Annotated in this window: 18 protein-coding genes and 1 pseudogene; 7 read left to right on the top strand and 12 right to left on the bottom strand. The window is 61.4% G+C overall.

The annotated features are described in order from the left end of the window. Positions 1 to 122: 122 nt before the first annotated feature. The gene (locus tag ACXX9E_RS22220) at positions 123 to 410 is read right to left on the bottom strand and encodes a fructose-bisphosphate aldolase (RefSeq protein ID WP_123462695.1); all 288 of its coding nucleotides are present in this window, start codon (positions 408 to 410) and stop codon (positions 123 to 125) included. A gap of 608 nt (positions 411 to 1,018) precedes the next feature. Then, positions 1,019 to 1,450, bottom strand: a complete 432-nt coding sequence (locus ACXX9E_RS22215) for a hypothetical protein (protein ID WP_458556206.1) — start codon at positions 1,448 to 1,450, stop codon at positions 1,019 to 1,021. A gap of 164 nt (positions 1,451 to 1,614) precedes the next feature. On the opposite strand from ACXX9E_RS22215, the pseudogene ACXX9E_RS22210 reads away from it, so the two are divergent. The 3 genes and pseudogenes from ACXX9E_RS22210 to ACXX9E_RS22200 all read left to right on the top strand — a co-directional run bounded on the left by ACXX9E_RS22210 (position 1,615) and on the right by ACXX9E_RS22200 (position 3,488). After that, positions 1,615 to 2,003, top strand: a pseudogene (locus ACXX9E_RS22210) (hypothetical protein). A 15-nt stretch (positions 2,004 to 2,018) separates the two neighbouring features. Next, entirely contained in the window at positions 2,019 to 2,441 is a 423-nt protein-coding gene (locus ACXX9E_RS22205; RefSeq protein ID WP_458556205.1) for an HD domain-containing protein, read from the top strand. A gap of 27 nt (positions 2,442 to 2,468) precedes the next feature. Then, positions 2,469 to 3,488: an AbrB family transcriptional regulator gene (locus tag ACXX9E_RS22200; RefSeq protein ID WP_458556204.1), complete on the top strand. Its 1,020-nt coding sequence runs from the start codon at positions 2,469 to 2,471 to the stop codon at positions 3,486 to 3,488. 5 nt (positions 3,489 to 3,493) lie between these two features. Here the strand turns inward: ACXX9E_RS22200 and ACXX9E_RS22195 are convergent, their stop codons facing one another. Next, positions 3,494 to 4,114 carry a hypothetical protein gene (locus tag ACXX9E_RS22195; RefSeq protein ID WP_458556203.1) on the bottom strand — a complete coding sequence of 207 codons (621 nt, stop codon included), beginning with the start codon at positions 4,112 to 4,114 and terminating at the stop codon, positions 3,494 to 3,496. A gap of 176 nt (positions 4,115 to 4,290) precedes the next feature. Between ACXX9E_RS22195 and ACXX9E_RS22190 the strand changes: the two genes are divergently transcribed. Next, positions 4,291 to 4,740, top strand: a complete 450-nt coding sequence (locus ACXX9E_RS22190) for a hypothetical protein (RefSeq protein ID WP_458556202.1) — start codon at positions 4,291 to 4,293, stop codon at positions 4,738 to 4,740. On the opposite strand, the gene ACXX9E_RS22185 is transcribed toward ACXX9E_RS22190, so the two are convergent. The 3 genes from ACXX9E_RS22185 to ACXX9E_RS22175 are packed head-to-tail and all read right to left on the bottom strand — an operon-like array spanning position 4,725 to position 8,383. Then, positions 4,725 to 5,750 (bottom strand): DUF2955 domain-containing protein, encoded by a 1,026-nt coding sequence (locus ACXX9E_RS22185; RefSeq protein ID WP_458556201.1) that lies wholly within the window; start codon positions 5,748 to 5,750, stop codon positions 4,725 to 4,727. The two genes, ACXX9E_RS22190 and ACXX9E_RS22185, sit on opposite strands and share 16 nt — an antisense overlap. Beyond that, on the bottom strand, positions 5,740 to 6,837 hold the full coding sequence (locus tag ACXX9E_RS22180; RefSeq protein WP_458556200.1) for an HlyD family secretion protein: 1,098 nt from the start codon (positions 6,835 to 6,837) through the stop codon (positions 5,740 to 5,742). Before ACXX9E_RS22180 ends, ACXX9E_RS22185 begins: the two co-directional genes overlap by 11 nt. Continuing rightward, positions 6,830 to 8,383, bottom strand: coding sequence for an efflux transporter outer membrane subunit (locus ACXX9E_RS22175; RefSeq protein WP_458556199.1), 1,554 nt, complete (start codon positions 8,381 to 8,383; stop codon positions 6,830 to 6,832). Before ACXX9E_RS22175 ends, ACXX9E_RS22180 begins: the two co-directional genes overlap by 8 nt. Before the next feature lie 129 nt (positions 8,384 to 8,512). Here ACXX9E_RS22175 and ACXX9E_RS22170 point away from each other — a divergent pair, with 129 nt between their 5' ends. The 3 genes from ACXX9E_RS22170 (at position 8,513) to ACXX9E_RS22160 (ending at position 10,422) form a co-directional block, all read left to right on the top strand. Beyond that, positions 8,513 to 9,028 (top strand): transporter suffix domain-containing protein, encoded by a 516-nt coding sequence (locus tag ACXX9E_RS22170; RefSeq protein ID WP_336346418.1) that lies wholly within the window; start codon positions 8,513 to 8,515, stop codon positions 9,026 to 9,028. A gap of 102 nt (positions 9,029 to 9,130) precedes the next feature. Then, complete coding sequence (locus ACXX9E_RS22165; RefSeq protein ID WP_458556198.1) at positions 9,131 to 9,367, top strand: hypothetical protein; 237 nt, start codon at positions 9,131 to 9,133, stop codon at positions 9,365 to 9,367. A 269-nt stretch (positions 9,368 to 9,636) separates the two neighbouring features. Next, positions 9,637 to 10,422, top strand: a complete 786-nt coding sequence (locus tag ACXX9E_RS22160; protein WP_458556197.1) for a DeoR/GlpR family DNA-binding transcription regulator — start codon at positions 9,637 to 9,639, stop codon at positions 10,420 to 10,422. Between the two features lie 127 nt (positions 10,423 to 10,549). Here ACXX9E_RS22160 and ACXX9E_RS22155 read toward each other — a convergent pair whose 3' ends face one another. The 6 genes from ACXX9E_RS22155 to ACXX9E_RS22130 all read right to left on the bottom strand — a co-directional run bounded on the left by ACXX9E_RS22155 (position 10,550) and on the right by ACXX9E_RS22130 (position 18,111). Continuing rightward, on the bottom strand, positions 10,550 to 11,833 hold the full coding sequence (locus ACXX9E_RS22155) for an NAD(P)/FAD-dependent oxidoreductase (RefSeq protein ID WP_123462716.1): 1,284 nt from the start codon (positions 11,831 to 11,833) through the stop codon (positions 10,550 to 10,552). An 88-nt stretch (positions 11,834 to 11,921) separates the two neighbouring features. After that, positions 11,922 to 13,286: a glutamine synthetase family protein gene (locus ACXX9E_RS22150; protein ID WP_458556196.1), complete on the bottom strand. Its 1,365-nt coding sequence runs from the start codon at positions 13,284 to 13,286 to the stop codon at positions 11,922 to 11,924. A gap of 556 nt (positions 13,287 to 13,842) precedes the next feature. Continuing rightward, the gene (locus ACXX9E_RS22145; RefSeq protein ID WP_222832639.1) at positions 13,843 to 14,742 is read right to left on the bottom strand and encodes a LysR family transcriptional regulator; all 900 of its coding nucleotides are present in this window, start codon (positions 14,740 to 14,742) and stop codon (positions 13,843 to 13,845) included. Between the two features lie 286 nt (positions 14,743 to 15,028). Then, a complete protein-coding gene (locus tag ACXX9E_RS22140) occupies positions 15,029 to 15,928 on the bottom strand; it encodes a bestrophin family protein (RefSeq protein ID WP_128614378.1) in 900 nt (299 codons plus the stop codon). A 36-nt stretch (positions 15,929 to 15,964) separates the two neighbouring features. Further along, the gene (gene moaA / locus ACXX9E_RS22135; protein WP_458556195.1) at positions 15,965 to 16,963 is read right to left on the bottom strand and encodes a GTP 3',8-cyclase MoaA; all 999 of its coding nucleotides are present in this window, start codon (positions 16,961 to 16,963) and stop codon (positions 15,965 to 15,967) included. 296 nt (positions 16,964 to 17,259) lie between these two features. After that, positions 17,260 to 18,111: a CAP domain-containing protein gene (locus tag ACXX9E_RS22130; protein ID WP_458556194.1), complete on the bottom strand. Its 852-nt coding sequence runs from the start codon at positions 18,109 to 18,111 to the stop codon at positions 17,260 to 17,262. Positions 18,112 to 18,274: the final 163 nt, after the last annotated feature.

The following is an 18,274-nucleotide window of genomic DNA, read 5'->3' as shown; positions in this document are numbered from 1 at the left end:
TCAGACGCGTCTTACAAGGGGCGCGGAAGTCATGAGGTGATTATTCCCAAGTGCCAGCGACGTTATCGCTGGTTGGATGACCGGGCGTTTATGAAGTTGGCACTTTGGTAATGTGTTGGTTATCAGGCTGGCGCGTCGAAACCTCGCTGTTCGATTACCCGAAACACATCACTCACGTCCTGCACCATGATCCTGGCGATGTTGGTCACAGTGTTGATGTCGTGTTCGGCGTAGTCGGGGAGGCTGGTGCAGGCGATGAGGTCGAGGTATTTGAGGACGGCGTTTAGGCGTTCGGCGAGGCAGGCGTGGAGGTCGCGTAGTGGGGCGTCGGCGTTGATGAGGAGGACGGGGTGGTCGGTGGCGGGGTGTGACATGTGGGCGTAGTGGTGGAGCGGTTTTTTGATCGTCATAAGATTGCTCTTCAAATAATTAAGAAGTGCCACCTTTCTGCTGCGAAACAAAGGGGTGGCAGCTGTATGCGGGTTCGCAGACCGGAGAAGAGTCAAACCGGCAGACCCGAAGGTCTCCCACACACAGCCGCCATATAACGAAACGGCGGCGAATTTTGCCACAGTTGTCATCTAGCGGTGTGTGTCACTTCTGAGGGCTGCGAAACCCATCGCCAACTGCGGTCAGCGACAGCCCCACTCTAGGCAGCAATTCCCGCATCCACAACCGAACTGTAGGACGCAAACCCGGCCCTGTGGCGAGGGGATTTATCCCCGATCGGCGACGCAGTCGTCGTAATCCGGCGCCCACGTTGTGTCAGGAGAATTCAGCTCGCCGGTTTGGGGCCGCTTCGCAGCCCATCGGGGATGAATCCCCTCGCCACAAGGGGTGTTTTCCTACGCGTTTTTCAGACTTCAAATTCGGTCGAATCTCAAATCATGGCTTTGCATGTTGGTACAGGGGCTGCTTCGCAGCCCAGCGGGAGCAAGCTCCCTCGCCACAATGGATGTGTTGATGCACGAAAAAGGGACACCCAGCGGTGTCCCTTTTTATGTGCCCTAAACAACCGTCACTTCGCCTTCCAATGCCCACCGCCACTTTCACAAACAATCTTCGCCTGCCCCAGATTCTCCGCGCCGTAGTAATACGTGGTCACCTGCGCGCCCTCGGGAATGTTCAACGCTTTGGCGTTTTTGTCCTTGCTGGTGGAGTGCGGGTTGGCCAGGGATTCCTGGGTGAGGGTGGCGATGCACGTGGCTTGATAGTGGTCATCGCACTGCTGGACCTTTTTCTTGACGGCGTTGACCATGTCCTTGCTTTCGTTGCTGCATGACCAGTCGATGGAATTGACCGGCATGCCCTCGTATTCGTAGCAGCTGTGGCCGGAAACGGTAGGCACGGAGGTGCTGGAGGAGCGGGTTTCGACGTCGCAGCCTTCGGCCATGACGCAGGTGGGGATGACGCAAAAGGTGGCGAGCAGAAGCAGGAATCGAATGTTCATCGGGGTTTCCTCTTCAATGGCGCCGGTTTTGATCAATGAATTGGCGCTTATGGTTTCGAGATTGTGCAGGGGAAGGAGGTTCCATCAGGTTTTTGATTTGCGCTGTTCGCGTAGACTGCGAAACAATCGGACACATCTAGCGCCCAAGGATTGGAATATTGCCCATGATTGAAATCGGCAGCCGCAACAACGCCCCCACGTCGCAGCACCCAACCCACGACGTCTACATTTTCAACATCGACCTGTCCCGAGCGGCCACGCCTTTCTGTTTCGAACAATCGACGGCCGGGGGGCATGGTGGGCAGGGCGGTGCGCGCTGGTTGGCGCTGGATGAGCTGTAAGCCTGGCCCGGTGAGTGGCGTGAGCACTTGAAGAAGTCTGATTGTGCCTGGGTCGCTGAGTTGATTGACGCGCATCCTGGTGCGGATCAAGTGACATTGGTGTCGATGATTCTCAAGCGTCACGCCGAGTCAGCGAAGCCTGTCGGTCGCTGAAAGCCATTGGCGCCTGGCTCAAACGCAATATCCACGTTGGCGGCCGGTATGGCGTTTAACCCGAGGAAACCCCTATGACTCAAACACTCGAACGCGCCATTGCCATCGCTGCCACCGCACACGCGGGGCAGGTGGACAAGGGCGGGGCGCCGTACATTTTGCATCCGCTGAAAGTCATGTTGCGCATGACCACGCTGGAGGAACGCATCGTCGCGGTGCTGCACGATGTGGTCGAGGATTGCGGCATCAGCCTTGATGACTTGCGCAAGGAAGGCTTCAGCGAAGAGGTGCTGGCGGCGATTGCATCGGTGACCAAAGTGCCAGGCGAGTCCTACGAGGATTTCGTCGAGCGCGCGGCGCAGAACCCGATCGGCCGGGTGGTGAAACTGGCGGACCTGGAAGAGAACAGCGACCTGTCACGGATCGCCTCGCCAAGCTGGGAGGATCTGGAGCGGATCGAAAAATACCGGCGGGCGATTGGACGGTTGCGCGCTTAAGCCATTTGAATAGCCAGGAAGGCGACCATGAAATCGATTCTGTGTCTGTTGATCGCCGCCGGTTTTGGCGCGGTGCTGCAATCCCTCGGTGTGCCGCATGGCTTGCTGTTGGGTTCGATCCTTGTCACGGCACTGCTCGTGACAAAATCGGGTTTCGCACCCGCGACGCCTTATGGGCTGGGTTATATCCAGGTCACCCTGGGCATCGCCACCGGGCTGATGTTCGAGGCGTGGGACAGTGCGATGGCGTCGACCATGTTGCCGAGCCTTGGTGTGTTGCTGCTGTGCTTGACGGTGCAGATTGCGCTGGCCGGTTGGTGGCTGACGCGCGGCGCAGGGTGGAATCGCACGGATGCGCTGCTCGCAGTGTATCCGGGGGCACTGGCGGCGGTGTTCGATTTGCTGGAGTCGGAGAAGGCGTCGAGCAAAGTCATCATCGTGCACCTGATGCGGTTACTGCTGATCACGGTGCTGGTGAGTTTTTTGATTCCGGGACCGGTGTCGATTGCTGCTGTTGAAAGCGCTCCGTTGACCACCGGCATGGCGTTGACGGTTGTCTCGGTCATCGGCTTGAGCGTCGTGCTCGGTCGCTTGCTGCTGGTGATCGGCGTGCCGGCGCCCTTCATGCTCACGGCGATCATCATCACCGCCGTCTTTGTAAAAGCAGGGTGGTTGCACGGTTTTCACATGCCCGACTGGAGCTTGAATCTGGCCGCGCTGATTCTCGGCGTGCGCATCGGCTCACGGTTTCAAGGCTTGGGCGTCAGGGAATTGGGGCTGCATGGTCGCACGGCGCTGGTCTCGGTCGGGCTGATGATCGTCGTCGCGGCGGCATTTGCTGAAGTGGCGGCGCGATGGTTGGGCAGCGATCCATTGTCGCTCTGGCTGGCGTACATGCCGGGGGCGATCGAGACGATTGCGATTGTCGCGTTTGCGGGTGGGTTGAATGTGGTGTTTATCCTCACTCACCACTTGGCGCGGATGGTGCTGCTGCATTTTGCGCCGGCGTTGTTGGTGCAGGTGCGGCGGGTGCGGGAAGGGGCTTGAGCGAATCAATCGTTGCCGTACATCAAGTCCAGTTGTTCTATCCACGCGGCGCTGGCATTGAATCTGGCGTAATAGCGCTGTTTTTCAGCGTCACTCAAACACGTAAAAAACGGCAGGAAATAACGCTCGTTGTAGAAACCTTGGGCTCCTTGCATGTTGCCTCCCCACCATGAGGGGTTGTAACCCTCGAAGGCGACCCACGGTGGGGGGACAGTGAGTTTTTCGTGGTTCAGCCAGTCGAGGAACTTCGCGCTGTTAGTCACTAAATGAATCGTGACCGCGTTGAACGCTTGCTTGGCGGTGAAGAATATCAAGCGCTCTTTGCTCAAGGCGTCCTCATATTCAAAGGTGCGCAGGCCGTTGAGCGTGCTTTCCCTGACCTTTTGGAAGGACGAGTCGACCCACTGCCCGAAACGGTTGACGTCGTTTTGCTCAGTCAGAAGTGAGAGGTAACAGGCCAATACTCCGGATTGCTCAAGCGATGTCATCATCGGCAGGTTTGGCAGTCTGGCGACCGACAAAGGCATCACAAAGTACGACTGCAGGACTTTCAGGCTGTATCCGGCAAAAAGCGGCTTCGCCTCAGGCTTGATCAGCGCGGCGAGTCGGCTCAGTAAACGACGCATCGGAATCCGTGATCAGCGAAATTGAGAGTGTCGGGATGGTATCCATAACGGCGAGTGCGAACCACTGATTCCATAACGTTGAGTGCCGTGTTCAAGAGTTCCTTGCCGAACACTTTGAACTAGACTCTCTGATTACCCCGCATCACAGCCAACCCCAGGCCCCGCCGGAGGTAATCATGAATCGCCTGACGCCCATCCCGCTATTGATCGCTGTCGCCCTGTGCGCCAGTCAAGCCAGCGCCGAATCCGTCGTCCCGCTCAAAGGCCAGACCTCGCAACAAACCCAGATCGACATCAACGACTGCCACTCCATCGCTTCAACCTCCACCACTTCCACACCGCAAGCCGGCGGCCGTCTCAAGGGCGCCGCTGTCGGTGCGGCGGCGGGCGCGGCAGGTGCGCAAGTGCGCGGCCGTCAACACGACGAGCTCTACGAACGCGTCGACGATGACCGCAAGCAGGATTACCGACAAAACCGCGCCAAAGAGACTGCAGCCGCCGGTGCGGTCATCGGAGGCTCGCGGCAGCGCCAGGAGCGACGGGCACAGGGCAAGACCGAGGCGGCAGCAAGTTCCAGCGCTTACACCGGATGCCTGCAAGGGCGCGGCTATCAGATCACACCTTGACGGCTCGGCTTGTGCGCTTCGATCAGGTGCATCATCAACGCACTATAGAGCGTCACCAGAATGAACAGGCCCATGCGCACCGCAAACGCGGTGTACACGTCCTTGCCCGCCGCACTGTCCTGCACCGATTGCCCGAGCAGGATGATCATGGTGATGAATGTGTTGATCCAGAATCCGGGGCTGAATTGCGTCGGGCTCAGGCGATAGAGTTTGCGCGCCAGCCACAGGCCGAACAGCAGCGTCCACAGAAAGAACATCCACAGGTGCACGAACAGACTCAGGCCGCACCACAGCAGTACCGCCAGTACGCCGGCGAGTAGCGTCGAACCCAGCAGTTCGCGGCCGGCGTGGTGAGTCCGGGTGGTGGAGGTTTGCTGGCCGAGGCTGACGGCTTTGAGGATGATCGGCAGGTAGCTCGCCGGATCGCTCAGGGCCAACAGAAAGGTCGGCAGCACGATCAGTGTGGCGCGCAGGGCCACGCGGGGGACGTCATCGGCAGGCATGGCGGGTGGTTTCGGCGCCGTGGGGCTGTCGGGGCGTTCCGGGAATAGAGTGTGACTGAGGCCGACCACTGCAACCGCCAGCAACAGGCCTTTGACCAGCGCGCCAATCACCGCCATCGCCAGGTCGAACTCGGCGAAGCCGGCGGCGGAGATCATGGTCATGCCGATCACCAGAAACATCATGATCAATGGATTGCCACCACGCAGGCCGAAGCGGAACACCAGAAACAGACCGAGGCCGATCAGCAGCACACCGCTCACCGGGTAGTAACGCAGCAACGGTACCAGCAGCAGGCCGATGCTGGTGGTGAATGCCGCCACCAGCGCCAGTGCCAACGCACCTTTCAGTGGCAGCGGGCGGGGCAGACTGGCGAGCAGCAACACCGCCAGCACTGGCGAGATAAAGGGCAGCGGCAAGGCAAAAGCATAACTGGCGGCGGTGCACAGCGCCGTGCCGAACGCCAGGCGCAACGCCCGTTGCGCCGGCACGCTGCGTTCAATAGGCATACGACAGCCAGCTCATCAAGCCGACAAACAGCCGCCCCAGCGGATTGAGCAGATTGCCCTCGGTGGGGAAGGCCATGACCTCCGCCTGGCCGCCGGCGCGGATGGCACGGCTGTCGAACAGGCGCTTTTTCGCCTCGTCACTGAACTCGATGATCACCGGGAAACGTTGCGCCGGACGCAGCCAGTCGCGGCTGTTCTGGATGCTCGGCAAGGTGCCGGGCGCCGGCGTCTGGCCGACGCTGACGCCATAACCGACGCTACGCACGCGACCGTCGAGCACTTCGCCGGGTAGCGCGTCGAGGACGATCGCCACCGGGGTGCCGGGTTGCACGCGGCCGAGGTTGTTTTCGGTGAGGTCGGCGCTGATCCACACGTCGTGAATGGCGATCAGGGTCATCAGCGGGCTACCGACCGCAGTGAACTGGCCGACGTCGGTGCGCAGGTCGGTGATCAGTCCCGCCGAACGCGCGCCGATGCGGGTGTTGGCCAGATCCAGTTCCGCCTTGGCCAGTGTGGCGGCGGCGCTGAGCAGTTTGGCGTTGGTGTCGGTGTTGCCGCCTTCCTGCTCCTGCGCACGCAGCACTTCGGCCCGGGCGGCGGCGACCTTGCTGACCGCCGCTTCGTGGTTGGCCCGGGACACTTCCAGAAGCCTTACGGACACCGTGCCCGGATCTTCTTTGTACAAACCTTCAAGCCGTCGATTGTCCTGCCGCGCCTTGAGTTCATCAGCCTGGGCTGCACGTAGCGATGCCTGGGCCGAAGCGATACCGGCGGTGCTGGCGCCAACTGTGCGACGGGTGTTTTCCAGATCGGCACGGGCGCGGTCGACGGCAATTTGCAGCGGCTGCGGATCGAGTTCGAAGAGGATGTCGCCGGCTTGCACGTCCTGATTGTTGCGCACGTTGACCTTGATCACCCGGCCCGCGACTTCCGCCGCCACCGGGATCACGAACGCGCCGACCCGCGCCTGTTGGGTGTAGGGCGTAAAACGGTCGGCCAACAAGTACCAGGTCAGGCTCAGCACAATCACCAGCAGCACCCAACGGATGCCTTTTTTCGCCGGATCCGGCGGCGCTTCATCACTCATGGCGGTCTACCTGCGAGGGAATCGGATAGGTCGGTTGCGGCGGCGGGGCGCTCAGCAGTTCGCCCCAATCGGTGCGTTGCCGCATCTGCTGCCGGGTCGCTGCATCGATCTGCGGCCCGGCGCTTTGCCAGCCGCCGCCGACGGCGCGGTACAGGGCGATCAGGTTACTCACGGCGTTGCTGCGGCTGACCAGATAGTTGTCCTGTAACTCCAGCAACGCACGCTGGGCATCGAGCACCCGCTGAAAGTCTGAATAGCCTTCTCGATATTGGGTGTTGGCCAGCACCAGAGAACGCCGCGCCGCGCCTTCGGCCTCGCCGAGAATGCGTTCGCGTTCCAGCGCTTTGGTCAGGCCGCTGGCGGCGTCGTCGGCTTCGCGGGCGGCCTGGCGGACTTTGTCGCGATAGGCTTCGATCAGTTGCTGCAGGCGCGCGTCCTGCACGCGGATGTTGTTGCGGATCCGCCCGTAATCAAAGATGTTCCAGCGCAGGCTCGGGCCGCCGATCAGGTCGAGGCTGCGCGGGCTGGCGCCGAGGGTGTCGCTGGACCAGACGATGCTGCCGAGCAGGGTCAACGAGGGATACAGGTCGGTTTCAGCCACGCCGACCAGCGCCGATTGCGCGGCAACGTTCAGCTCCGCTGCGCGCACATCGGGGCGGCGCAACAGCAGGTTGGCCGGGACATCTTGCAACACGGCGCGATCCACCAGCGGAATCAGCCCCGCTTGCTCCGCCAGGAACGCCGCGCCACCGGGTGGCTGGCCGACCAGCACCGCCAGCGCATTGCGGGTGCGCAGCAACTGGTCTTCGAACGCTGGAATGCTGCTCAACGTGCCGAGGTATTGGGTTCTGGCCTGTTGCAAATCGAGTTCGGCGGTCTGGCCGCTCCGAAAGAGTTTTTCGGTGATCTCGAAATTGCGTTTTTGCTGGGCGGCGTTCTCCCGGGCGACTCGCAGCCGGGCTTCGGTGGTGCGCAGGGCAAAGTAGGTGTCGGCCACTTGCGCACGAAGCAGCACGAGGGCGTCTTCGTAATTGGCCTGGGCGGCGAAGTAGCTGGCGTCGGCGGATTCGATGGCGCGACTGAAACGACCCCAGAAATCCAGTTCCCAGCCGACATCGAACGCGGCGCTGTGCTGCCAGAAGTGCACGTCTTGCGGGTTGTTGCCGCCGGACTGGTGGCGGTCGATGTACAGGCTGTCGGCGCTGGCCTGTTGCAGTTGCGGGTAGCGACCGCTGTCGGCGATGCCCAGTTGCGCCCGGGCTTCGAGGACCCGCAGGCCGGCGATCTTCAGGCTGCTGTTGCGGGCTTCGGCGTCGCTGATCAATCGGTCGAGCACCGGATCGGCAAACACCTGCCACCACTGGCGCAGATCCGGCAGCGTGCCGCGTTCGCTGGCCTGCTCCAGTGCCGGACTTTGCCACTGCTTGCTCCAGGCCTCGGCCGGCGGCTGGAAATCCGGGCCCAGCCGCAGGCAGCCGCCAAGGCTCAGCGCACCGAGCAGCAGCAGGTGGCCGGGATGGATCAGCAGGGCTGGCGTTGCAGGCATACCGGGAGGCCCCAGTGGGAAATGTCACTGGAGCATAGACCGCAGATTGCGGGTTGATCGAAGCAATCAGCTGCTACGCTTTTTCAGGCGAACTCCCCTGAACCGCCCCCGACGAAAAGGTAGGAAACCATGGACACTGCTCAAGATCCGCTTGCCCCCACCAGCGCCAACTGGCGTTTCAAGGTCGGCGTGGCAATCATCTGCCTGATGCTCGGTTCGTGGCTGATGGTGCCGATTGCCGCCGCCCTCGATGTGCCGGGCTCGAAAGTTGCGGCGCTGACCGGGGTGTTGTTCATCAGTAACAAGGTGCTGTTGCTGCTGGTGATCGCGGTGATGGGCAAGGCCGGGTTCGCCGAACTCAAGCGCACGATCGGCCACTATATTTCCGGCGTGATTCCGACCCCTGTGGCCGAAGTCAGCCCGATGCGCCACAAGGTCGGCGTGGTGATGTTCTGCCTGCCGCTGCTGTCGTCCTTCCTGGAACCTTATTTCGACAACTTCTTCCCGGGCGTACGGCCCAATCTCTGGCAGATGCAGGCGCTGGGCGACTTGATGTTCGTCGGCAGCTTTTTCGTGCTGGGCGGCAATTTCTGGGACAAGGTCCATGCGCTGTTCGTGCGCAAGGCGCGGGTGGTGGCGGAGTGAACGCAGGTAGAGGACTGATTTGAAGGGTGGTGAATGTCTGGATACGGCGCCGTATCCACACATTCACCCCGCCTCGAACAGTGACACGTCTGGGTAGGGCCCGTGGCCCAAGCGATCGCGCTTCAGCGCAAGCATCAAAGATATGCCGGTCTTCCCCGCAATCGATTCGCCGATAACGGCAAGGTCGTGATGAAACGCCTCGGTTATCGAGTCGATATTGTCTATCGTCAGCTTCCGAACGGGTTGGCGCATGTTGATCTCTGCAAAGCATCTGGAGCCGACAACGCCAGATTTTTGCTTTGCGGGTGTCTAGAGAAATCATCGCTGGCAAAAGTCTGAGCCCAGCGCAGGATTAGTCCTTGATCAGGCGTGCCCGAGCGCGATGGCAAACGACACGACGACCATGCAGGCAAAAGCGAAATTGAGGTTCATGGGGTGTTCATCCTGGTCCTTTTGAAAGTGGGGCCATTCTGCCGGGGTCGGGTCAAAAGAAAAAATTCGGCTTCGTGATTCCAATGATCGAAGCCATTGATACCGGCGTTGTGTTTGCAAGTTTGCTTGGCTAAGCTCGCACAAACCTGCAATGACAAGCATAAACAGGCAAAACCATGCACGATCATTCCGCTTCAGAGCTTCCCTCCCTGCGCCGGCAGAAAATTCTTTTGATCCTCGAACGTGACGGCAAGGTCATGGCGTCCGAGTTGAGCCAGCACTTTGCAGTGTCCGAAGACACCATCCGCCGCGATCTCGCCGAACTCGACAGCGCCGGGCTGGTGCAGCGGGTGCATGGCGGGGCATTGCCGCGGCCGAAAGACACCGGCAAGGATTATTTCACGCGGCTGGAGGAATCCGATGAGGTCAAGGTGCGTCTGGCACAGTTGGCGGCGCAGAAGGTCGAGGACGGGCAGATTGTGCTGTTCGACTCCGGCTCCACCACGTTGCAGGTGGCGCGCTCGTTGCGTGCGGATATCCGCATCACGGCGGTGACGGCGGCGCCGATGACGGCGATTGCCTTGGCCGAATACAAGGACGTCAAAGTGATCCTCGCCGGTGGGCAGTTGAACCCGCGCACGATGTCGGCCGGCGGCCATGAAGCGGTGCGGCTGTTGGCCGGGATCAAGGCGGATCTGGCCTTCACCGGGGTGTGTGCGATTCACCCGGAAGTGGGGATTACCTCGCTGCATTTCGATGAAGTGCCGGTGAAGCAGGCATTGCTGGACAGTGCGGCGCGAGTGATTGCGGTGACCACGGCGGACAAGCTCGGCGCGGTGGAGCCGTTTGTGGTGGCGTCGTGTACGCGCCTGCATACGCTGATTACCGAGCGGCATGTGGCGTCGGGGAGTGTCGAGGATTATCGGCGGCTGGGGATTGCGGTGGAGCAGTTGCCGGACTGAGGTTTGTGCTGGAGCTGCTGGCCTCATCGCTGGCAAGCCAGCTCCCACAATGCCCGTGGCGTACCCAAATTTCATGTACACCGCAAAACCTGTGGGAGCTGGCTTGCCAGCGATGGGGCCAGTCCCGTCAACGCAACTTTTCAAGCATCTGGTAGTACCACATCCCCGCCGCCAACAACGGATTGCCCAGCAAATCCCCCATGGGCACGCGAATGTGCTGGCACTGGGCAAAAGTGTCGAACTGCTCCAGCTGCCCGGTGATCGCCCGGCTCATGATCTCGCCCATGATGTGGGTGGTGGCGATGCCGTGCCCCGAGTAGCCCTGGCAATACCAGACGTTGTCCGACAGCTTGCCCAGTTGCGGGATGCGGTTGATCACGATGCCCATCGCGCAGCTCCACTGGTAGTCGATCTTCACGCCTTTGAGCGCCGGGAAGGTTTGTTCGATGCACGGGCGCAACTCGGCGGCGATGTCTCGCGAGTCCTTGCCGCTGTAGTTGGCGCCGCCGCCGAACAGCAGGCGCCCGTCGGCGGTGAGGCGGTAGTAGTCGAGGACGAAACGGCAGTCGTACACCGCGAGGTCTTCGGGGTTGATCTGCCGCGCCAGATCGCCCAGCGGCGCGGTGGTGACGATGCCGCCCATGGCCGGGAAGATCTTGCCCTTGAGCTGACCCGGTTCGAGCTTGTGATAGACGTCACCGGCGAGCATCACTTGATTGGCGTCGATCTGGCCGTGAGCCGTCCTGACCCCAGGCGTCGCGCCATGGATGATTTCCAGCACTTCACTGTTTTCGAAGATCAGCGTACCGAGACTCTCCGCCGCCCGTGCTTCGCCGATGCACAGATTGAGCGGGTGCAGGTGCATGTTGCGGGTGTTCTTGATCGCGCCGTGGTAGAGGTCGCTTTGCAGCAGGTCACGCACTTGGCTTCGGTCGAGCAGACTGACTTCATCGCCCAGGCCGCGGCGCACGGCTTCCTCGTAATCGTTGCGCAAATCCGTCATGTGACTGGGCTTGTAGGCAGCGTGTAAATGACCGTGTTTGAGGTCGCACTGAATGCCATATTTCGCCACGCGCTGCTGGATGATTTGATGCCCGCGCCAGCGTAGGTGCCAGATGAAATCGTCAACCGCATCACCGAGTTTCGGGCGCATCTGTTTACGCATCGCGCCATCGCCGGAGAGGCTGCCGGTGACCTGGCCGCCATTGCGCCCGGTGGCGCCCCAGCCGATCTTGTTGCTCTCGACGATGGCAACCTTCAAACCTTTTTCGGCGAGTTCGACGGCGGTGGCAACGCCGGTGAAACCGCCGCCGATGATCACCACGTCGACTCGGTGTCGGCCGCGCAGGGTCGGGTAGTCGGTGTCCTGATTGAGGGTGGCGGTGTAGTAGGAATTGCAGCGTTGGCTCATGTCAGTGTCCACACAAAATTCAAATCGGTACGCGATCCCCTGTAGGCGCGAGCAGGCTCACTCCTACAGGGGGATCAGTGGTGAGTCTTCAGGCTTCGGTCAAATACCAGCGCCAATCCTGTTCACCCACCTCGGCCATGAACTGCCGGTACTCGGCGCGTTTCACCGCCAGGTACACGCCGAGAAATTCCTGGCCCAGGGCATCCCGCGCCCACGCAGAATTCTCCAGCGCTTGCAGTGACGTCAGCCAATCGGTCGGCAGAAACTCCTTCGCCTGCGCGTAGCCGTTGCCCTCGACCGGTGCGCCCGGATCGAGATTTTCACGAATGCCGCGATGGATGCCGGCCAGGATCGCCGCTGCGGCCAGGTACGGGTTGGCGTCGGCGCCGCAGATGCGGTGTTCGATGTGTCGGGTATTGGCCGGGCCACCGGGTACGCGCAGGCTGACGGTGCGGTTGTCGACGCCCCAGGTCGGCGCCAGTGGCGCGTAGCTGTTGGCCTGAAAGCGCCGGTAGGAGTTGGCGTTGGGGCAGAACAGCAGCAGCGAATCGAGCAGCGAGGCGAGCATGCCGCCAATCGCCGTGCGCAGCAGCGGGGTGCCGGCCGGGTCCTCGGAGGCGAACAGGTTGCGCCCCTCGCCATCGGCCAGGCTGACGTGCATGTGCATGCCGGTGCCGGCCAGATCATCGAACGGCTTGGCCATGAACGTCGCCTGCATGCCGTGCTTGTGCGCCACGGCTTTGACCAGGCGCTTGTAGCGCACTGCCTGATCCATCGCCTGCAGTGCATCGCCGTGTTCGAGGGTGATTTCCACCTGGCCCGGTGCGTATTCGGAGATCGCCGTGCGCGCCGGAATGCCGTGCAGTTTGCAGGCGCTGTAGAGGTCGGCGAGGAACGGTTCGATCTGCTCCAGTTCGCGCAAACCGTAGACCTGCGTGTGTCGCGGTCGGCCACCGTCGGCATCCAGCGCCGGTTGCGGGCGACCGTTGTGATCGCGTTTGGCGTCGAGCAGATAGAACTCCAGTTCGCAGGCCATCACCGGGTGATAACCCTCGGCCTTGAGACCGTCGATGATCCTGATCAGCAAATGGCGCGGGTCGGCGATGCTGGCGGGCATGCCCTCGGTCGGGTGCATGCTGACTTGCACCGCAGCGGTTGGAATCTGCCGCCACGGCAGGCGCACCAGACTGCCTGCGAGCGGGTAGGCGCGGCAGTCGATGTCGCCGACGTCCCAGACCAGACCGGAGTTTTCCACGTCCTCGCCCTGTACGGTCAGGCCGAGAATGGTGCTTGGCAGCGGGCGGCCGCTTTCATAGACGGCGAGCAATTCCTCGCGGTGCAACAGCTTGCCGCGCGGCACGCCGTTGGCGTCGAGGATAAACAGCTCGATCATGTCGATATCAGGGTTTTGGTCGAGAAACAGGCGTGCGTCTTCAATGGCTGCGAATTTCATGGTCAATCACTCACGAGGGCGCCGCACAGGCGCGCAGATTCGGGCCGGACGCAGGGAGGGCGTCCTGGCAGGGATTTCAAATGCAGATCAGTCAGAGGTGACACAGAACCTGTGGCGAGGGCGCTTGCTCGCGCTGAGGCGCGAAGCGGCTCTCGCTTTTCGATTCAAAGGCAGGGGACTGCTAAGCAGTCCAGCGGGAGCAGGCTCCCTCGCCACAATGCGGATCTTGACTGACTGGCGGAATCAGCAGGCGATATCCGGCGGGCGTGCGGAGTGACGCAGCTTGGAACGGCGCAGGGCCATGGGCAGATTGACGATGCGATTCATGCGCGGCCCCTGTGACAGAGGGCGCACACTGCGGAGACGTTCAACGATTTTAGTTGTTGTGGTGACGTACTCATAACGCGTGTTTCCGTTGGCGGAAAGCGTCGGTGGCGGGGCAATCCCGTCGACCGGTGTGCCCGGATAGTAAGGGGGAACCTCGGGAGCTGTAAACGATGAATGTGAAATATCTTGAACGCCCCGATCATCCGGCATCACCGTCTGGATCGGTCACTCAAACAACCGGCGCTTCAATCCCGAACATCTTGCGCGCCTCGGCAAAACACTTCTCGGCAATCGCCGAACGCGGTTCGGTCTTGCGCATCACCAGCCCCAGCGGGGCCAGCACACTGGCATCCGGCAGGTTCATGAATGACAGGTGTTCGATCGGTGCTTCCAGGCCACTGTCCAGCGGCATGATCGAGCAGCAAAAACCCTGGTGAATCGCCTGCAACAGCTGATAGGTCGAATCGCTTTCCAGGATCGGCTGCGGATTGAGGCCACGGCTACGGAAGCTCAGGTCAATGGATTTGCGGTAATGCATGCCGGTGGTGATCATCCCCAGTGGCAGTTCCGCTGCATCCTCCCAGCTCATTTCATTGCCTTCGAACTGGAAGTGACGGTTGTCGTACAGCAGGCCGACGCGGGTTTCGCCGATCTCGAAAAACTCGAAATAGCTCGGGTTGACGTGGTCGAGATAACACACGCCGAGGTCGAGTTGATTGTTGCCAAGACCGGCGATGATCTCGTCGGAACTCAGCGAGGACAGGCTGAATTTCAGTTCCGGATACGTGCCGGACAACGCCTGAATGTAATTGACTGGATTGAAGTTGCTCAGTGGCACCAGGCCCAGGCGCAAGCTACCGACCAGTTGCCCGCGACACGCCGCCGCTTCGGCGAACAGCCCATCATGTGCCGCCAGCAGCGTGCGCGCCCAGGCCAGCACACGTTCGCCGGCCTGAGTGAAACCTTCGAAGCGCTGGCCCCGATTGACCAACACCAGATCCAGCTCGTCTTCCAGGTTGCGCAGGCGCATCGACAGGGTCGGCTGGGTGATATGGCAGCGGGCGGCGGCCTGGCCGAAGTGACGGGTTTCGTCCAGTGCGATCAGGAACTTGAGTTGTTTGATGTCCACGATGGCACCTGCTCGACGGGAATTTGGATTGAGTATTGACGCAGAGGCGCAAGGCGCGTGAAACGCGCAGGGTGCGACGATCTCATCTGATGGCGCATTCGTCCAATCGCAAGCGTTCAAAGGGCGATGGATCGGCTCTGTCACTCACGGTTCAAGGGGCTCTCAGCGCGGTGAGGTTCCGCGACAGAGCCGCTCGAAAATGTGGTGGCGAGAGTGAAGCGGCAGGTAACCTGTGGCAGCTGGCAAGTCAGCTCGCACAGGTTCTTGGGTGTCATGGGCGCAGGATTCAGCTCAGTACATAGTCCACTGGCAGCAGCATTGGCGGCAGGTCGGTCACGCCCAGTTCGCTGAGGATGTCGCGCTCGATGGTGCGCACCAGCGAGTCGGTCGCGAGGTCGTTTTCGTCGCGGCCGAACGGGTCTTCCAGTTCATCGGCAATCGCGTCGAGGCCAAAGAACGTGTAGCTGACAATCGCCGTGAACAGCGGCGTCAGCCAGCCCAGCGGCTCGGCCATGGCGAACGGCAGCAGGATGCAGAACAGGTAGATCGTGCGGTGCAGCAGCAGGGTGTAGGGGAAGGGCAACGGGGTGTTCTTGATCCGTTCGCAGACCGCTTGCGCCTGGGTCAGGCTGGTCAGGTGGTTGGCCAGCAGCATGTAGCGCCACTCGCTCAGTTCGCCGTTCTGATGCAGGTCGGAGCATTGCTGGCCGACCTGCTGCAGAATCCGCCCGCTGTAATCCGGCACCTGCGCATCGTGTTTCGGTGTGATCCAGGCACTGCTGGCCGCGGCCTCGCTTTCCCGGCGCAACCGCGCATTCAGCGCGTGGGCAAACCCGCAGAGGTTGAGCAGTAACGGTTTGCGCTCGGCGGACTCGCGGATGACATGGGTTTCGCGAATCACCGAGCGAATGTGCACCAGCACATCGCCCCAGGCCTTGCGCGCCTCATACCAGCGGTCGTAGCAGGCGTTGTTGCGAAAACTCATGAAGATCGACAGCGACAGCCCGAGCAAGGTGAACGGCGTGGCGTTGACCTTGGTGAAGTTGCTTGGGTGGAGTATTTCAATCAGGACGATGGCCGACGCCAGCAGGGTGACCATCAGCGTGCGCAGGGCGATGCGTTTGGCAATCGACCCCTTGAGGGTGAAGAGAATGGCGAACTGGTTGACCTTGGGTCGGATGATCATGCTGGACGGTCCCGGTGACGCAGGGTGAGGGCGGTTTCAACCGCCGGTCATGTTCATGAAGCGCACGACCTGGACGTCGTCGTTCACTTCGAAGTTATGCCGGTATGGCTTGAGCTTCATCGCCTCGATGATGGCGTTCTCCAGCCGTTGCGGTTGCCCCGGATGGGCGCGCAGCACCGCTTTCAAGTCCACTGAATGCTCGTTACCCAGACACAGTAGCAGGCGCCCCTCAACGGTCAGTCGCACGCGGTTGCAGGTGCCGCAGAAATTGTGGCTGTGTGGCGAGATAAACCCCAGGCGTATCTGCGGCGCCTCGGCCAGTCGCCAGTAGCGCAACGGGCCCTGGGTCGATTCGGCCGAGTCGATCAGGGTGTAGCGCTCGGCAATCTTCTGGCGTACCTGCGCACTGGAAAAAAACGACTCGGCGCGGCTGTGTTCGCTGATGATCCCCAGCGGCATTTCCTCGATGAAGGCGATGTCGAGCTGGTGGTCGATGGCGAAGCTCACCAGGTCGTTGACCTCTTGATCGTTGCGCCCCTGCATTACCACGACGTTGAGTTTAGTGCGGGTGAAACCGGCCTTGCGCGCGGCATTGATGCCGTTGATCACCTGCGCCAGATCGCCGGTGCGGGTCATTTGTCTGAAGCGCTCGGGGTCGAGGCTGTCGAGGCTGATGTTCAAGCGCTTGACCCCGGCGTCGAACAGCGGCGCGGCGAGTTTGCCCAACTGCGAGCCGTTGGTGGTCATGCACAGTTCGCGCAGGCCGGGCAGGGCGGCGATCTGCTCGCACAGTTTGACCACGCCCGGACGGATCAGCGGCTCGCCGCCAGTCAGGCGAATCTTGCGCGTGCCCAGTGCGACGAAGCTTTGCGCCAGTTGATAGATTTCCTCCAGGGTCAGCACTTGCTGACGTGGCAGAAACTGCATGTCCTCGGCCATGCAATACACGCAGCGGAAATCGCAGCGGTCGGTGACTGACATGCGCAGATAGTCGACGCGGCGGTTGTAACCATCGATCAAGACGCGTTCTGACATGACAGCCTCGCAAGAGTGGAAACCCCTGTCGAAGGGGATTGGCCCGCGCAGGTTAGGGGCTGCGTTGAGTAGCGTCCAATCACTGTTTCTGAACGGCTGATTGATCCCGTCGATGATGAAATGTTTTTCGCCGAATTGGCGTCGTCAGGTTTACAAGGATTGGTGATGAAGGGTTTTTGGCGCTTGAGATACCGGGCTGCATCTTGAGGTGAAGCCCTCCGGTGCGAGCCTGCTCAGGTGCTGTGAACCCCCCCTGAGCAGACTCGCTCCTGCGGCAATGATGGTGCGCCAAAGAGTTACTGCGCGCCAAACATCGCGGTCCAGTAAATCCCCGCACTGCTCTTCGGATCGGTCGCATAGGCCGCGCCGAGCTCCTTGTATTGCGGGTTCATCAGGTTGGCGCAATGGCCAGGGCTGGCCAGCCAGCCCTCGACGACTTTGCCCACGGTGTCCTGGCCGGCGGCGATGTTTTCGCCGACCAGTTGGCCGCTGTACCCGGCGAGTTCCGCGCGATCGCCGGGGGTGCGGCCGTCGCGGTCCTTGTGGTCGAAGTAATTGTTGTTGGCCATGTCACGGCTGTGATCCTGGGAAATCGTGCCCAACGTCGCGTTCCACGCCAGCGGTGTGGCAGCGCTAAAGGCCTGACCACCACACTGACGGGCCTTGCTGCGGGCGGCGTTGAGTTCGCTCAGCAACTTCTGCCCCTCACTCTGCGCATCCCCCAGCCTGGCCGACAGCAACGGCCGCGCCAGCACAATGCGCCAGTCGCGGTCGGCACGGCTGACGCCGACATCGACGAACTGCGGATCGAGCACCACCTGACAGAAACTCTCCTGAATCGCCTTCATCGCCGACGCCGCATCGCGCGGGCCGTTGAGCGTGATTGCCTGGACATTGACCATCGGGTAACTGGCGCTGGCCATGGCCTGTTGCAGATCGACCATGCCCGTGGCCGGCAAACGCAGTCGCGGATCGGCCGACAGCGGCGGCAGTTCAGTGGACGCCTGGCTGCCGCAGCGCTGCGGTTGGCTGCGGTAGCTGTTGATCGACTCGATCAATTGCGACTCATCGGCGGCCATGGCCGGAATGGCCAGCACCAGGCCGACGGACAACGCGGCGAAACGCAAAACGGATGGCATGAAGCGCATGGAAATCTCCCTTGAGCTGAGTGCGCCCATGATGCGCGAAAGGCCCCCGGTGGACGCAATGTCTTTTTCTTCATCCGGCGCTTTTTTCTACGCAACTTTGTCGAAGTATTTGCCGTCTACACTCTCCGAAGACCCCGGAATCCGGGTGTCTCCCCGACGTAAC

Source organism: Pseudomonas sp. GNP014 (assembly GCF_054344005.1).
The sequence above is the reverse complement of the archived record's forward strand: the minus strand, read 5'-3'. Positions and strand labels throughout refer to the sequence as shown.

Coding starts and splice junctions, on each gene's coding strand:
- ACXX9E_RS22200 (WP_458556204.1), top strand. CDS start 2,469: ATGAAATCGATTCTGTGTCTGTTGATCGCCGCCGGTTTTGGCGCGGTG.
- ACXX9E_RS22205 (WP_458556205.1), top strand. CDS start 2,019: ATGACTCAAACACTCGAACGCGCCATTGCCATCGCTGCCACCGCACAC.
- ACXX9E_RS22220 (WP_123462695.1), bottom strand. CDS start 410: ATGACGATCAAAAAACCGCTCCACCACTACGCCCACATGTCACACCCC.
- ACXX9E_RS22130 (WP_458556194.1), bottom strand. CDS start 18,111: ATGCGCTTCATGCCATCCGTTTTGCGTTTCGCCGCGTTGTCCGTCGGC.
- ACXX9E_RS22175 (WP_458556199.1), bottom strand. CDS start 8,383: ATGCCTGCAACGCCAGCCCTGCTGATCCATCCCGGCCACCTGCTGCTG.
- ACXX9E_RS22140 (WP_128614378.1), bottom strand. CDS start 15,928: ATGATCATCCGACCCAAGGTCAACCAGTTCGCCATTCTCTTCACCCTC.
- moaA (WP_458556195.1), bottom strand. CDS start 16,963: ATGTCAGAACGCGTCTTGATCGATGGTTACAACCGCCGCGTCGACTAT.
- ACXX9E_RS22170 (WP_336346418.1), top strand. CDS start 8,513: ATGGACACTGCTCAAGATCCGCTTGCCCCCACCAGCGCCAACTGGCGT.
- ACXX9E_RS22155 (WP_123462716.1), bottom strand. CDS start 11,833: ATGAGCCAACGCTGCAATTCCTACTACACCGCCACCCTCAATCAGGAC.
- ACXX9E_RS22215 (WP_458556206.1), bottom strand. CDS start 1,450: ATGAACATTCGATTCCTGCTTCTGCTCGCCACCTTTTGCGTCATCCCC.
- ACXX9E_RS22185 (WP_458556201.1), bottom strand. CDS start 5,750: ATGCCTATTGAACGCAGCGTGCCGGCGCAACGGGCGTTGCGCCTGGCG.
- ACXX9E_RS22195 (WP_458556203.1), bottom strand. CDS start 4,114: ATGCGTCGTTTACTGAGCCGACTCGCCGCGCTGATCAAGCCTGAGGCG.
- ACXX9E_RS22160 (WP_458556197.1), top strand. CDS start 9,637: ATGCACGATCATTCCGCTTCAGAGCTTCCCTCCCTGCGCCGGCAGAAA.
- ACXX9E_RS22150 (WP_458556196.1), bottom strand. CDS start 13,286: ATGAAATTCGCAGCCATTGAAGACGCACGCCTGTTTCTCGACCAAAAC.
- ACXX9E_RS22190 (WP_458556202.1), top strand. CDS start 4,291: ATGAATCGCCTGACGCCCATCCCGCTATTGATCGCTGTCGCCCTGTGC.
- ACXX9E_RS22180 (WP_458556200.1), bottom strand. CDS start 6,837: ATGAGTGATGAAGCGCCGCCGGATCCGGCGAAAAAAGGCATCCGTTGG.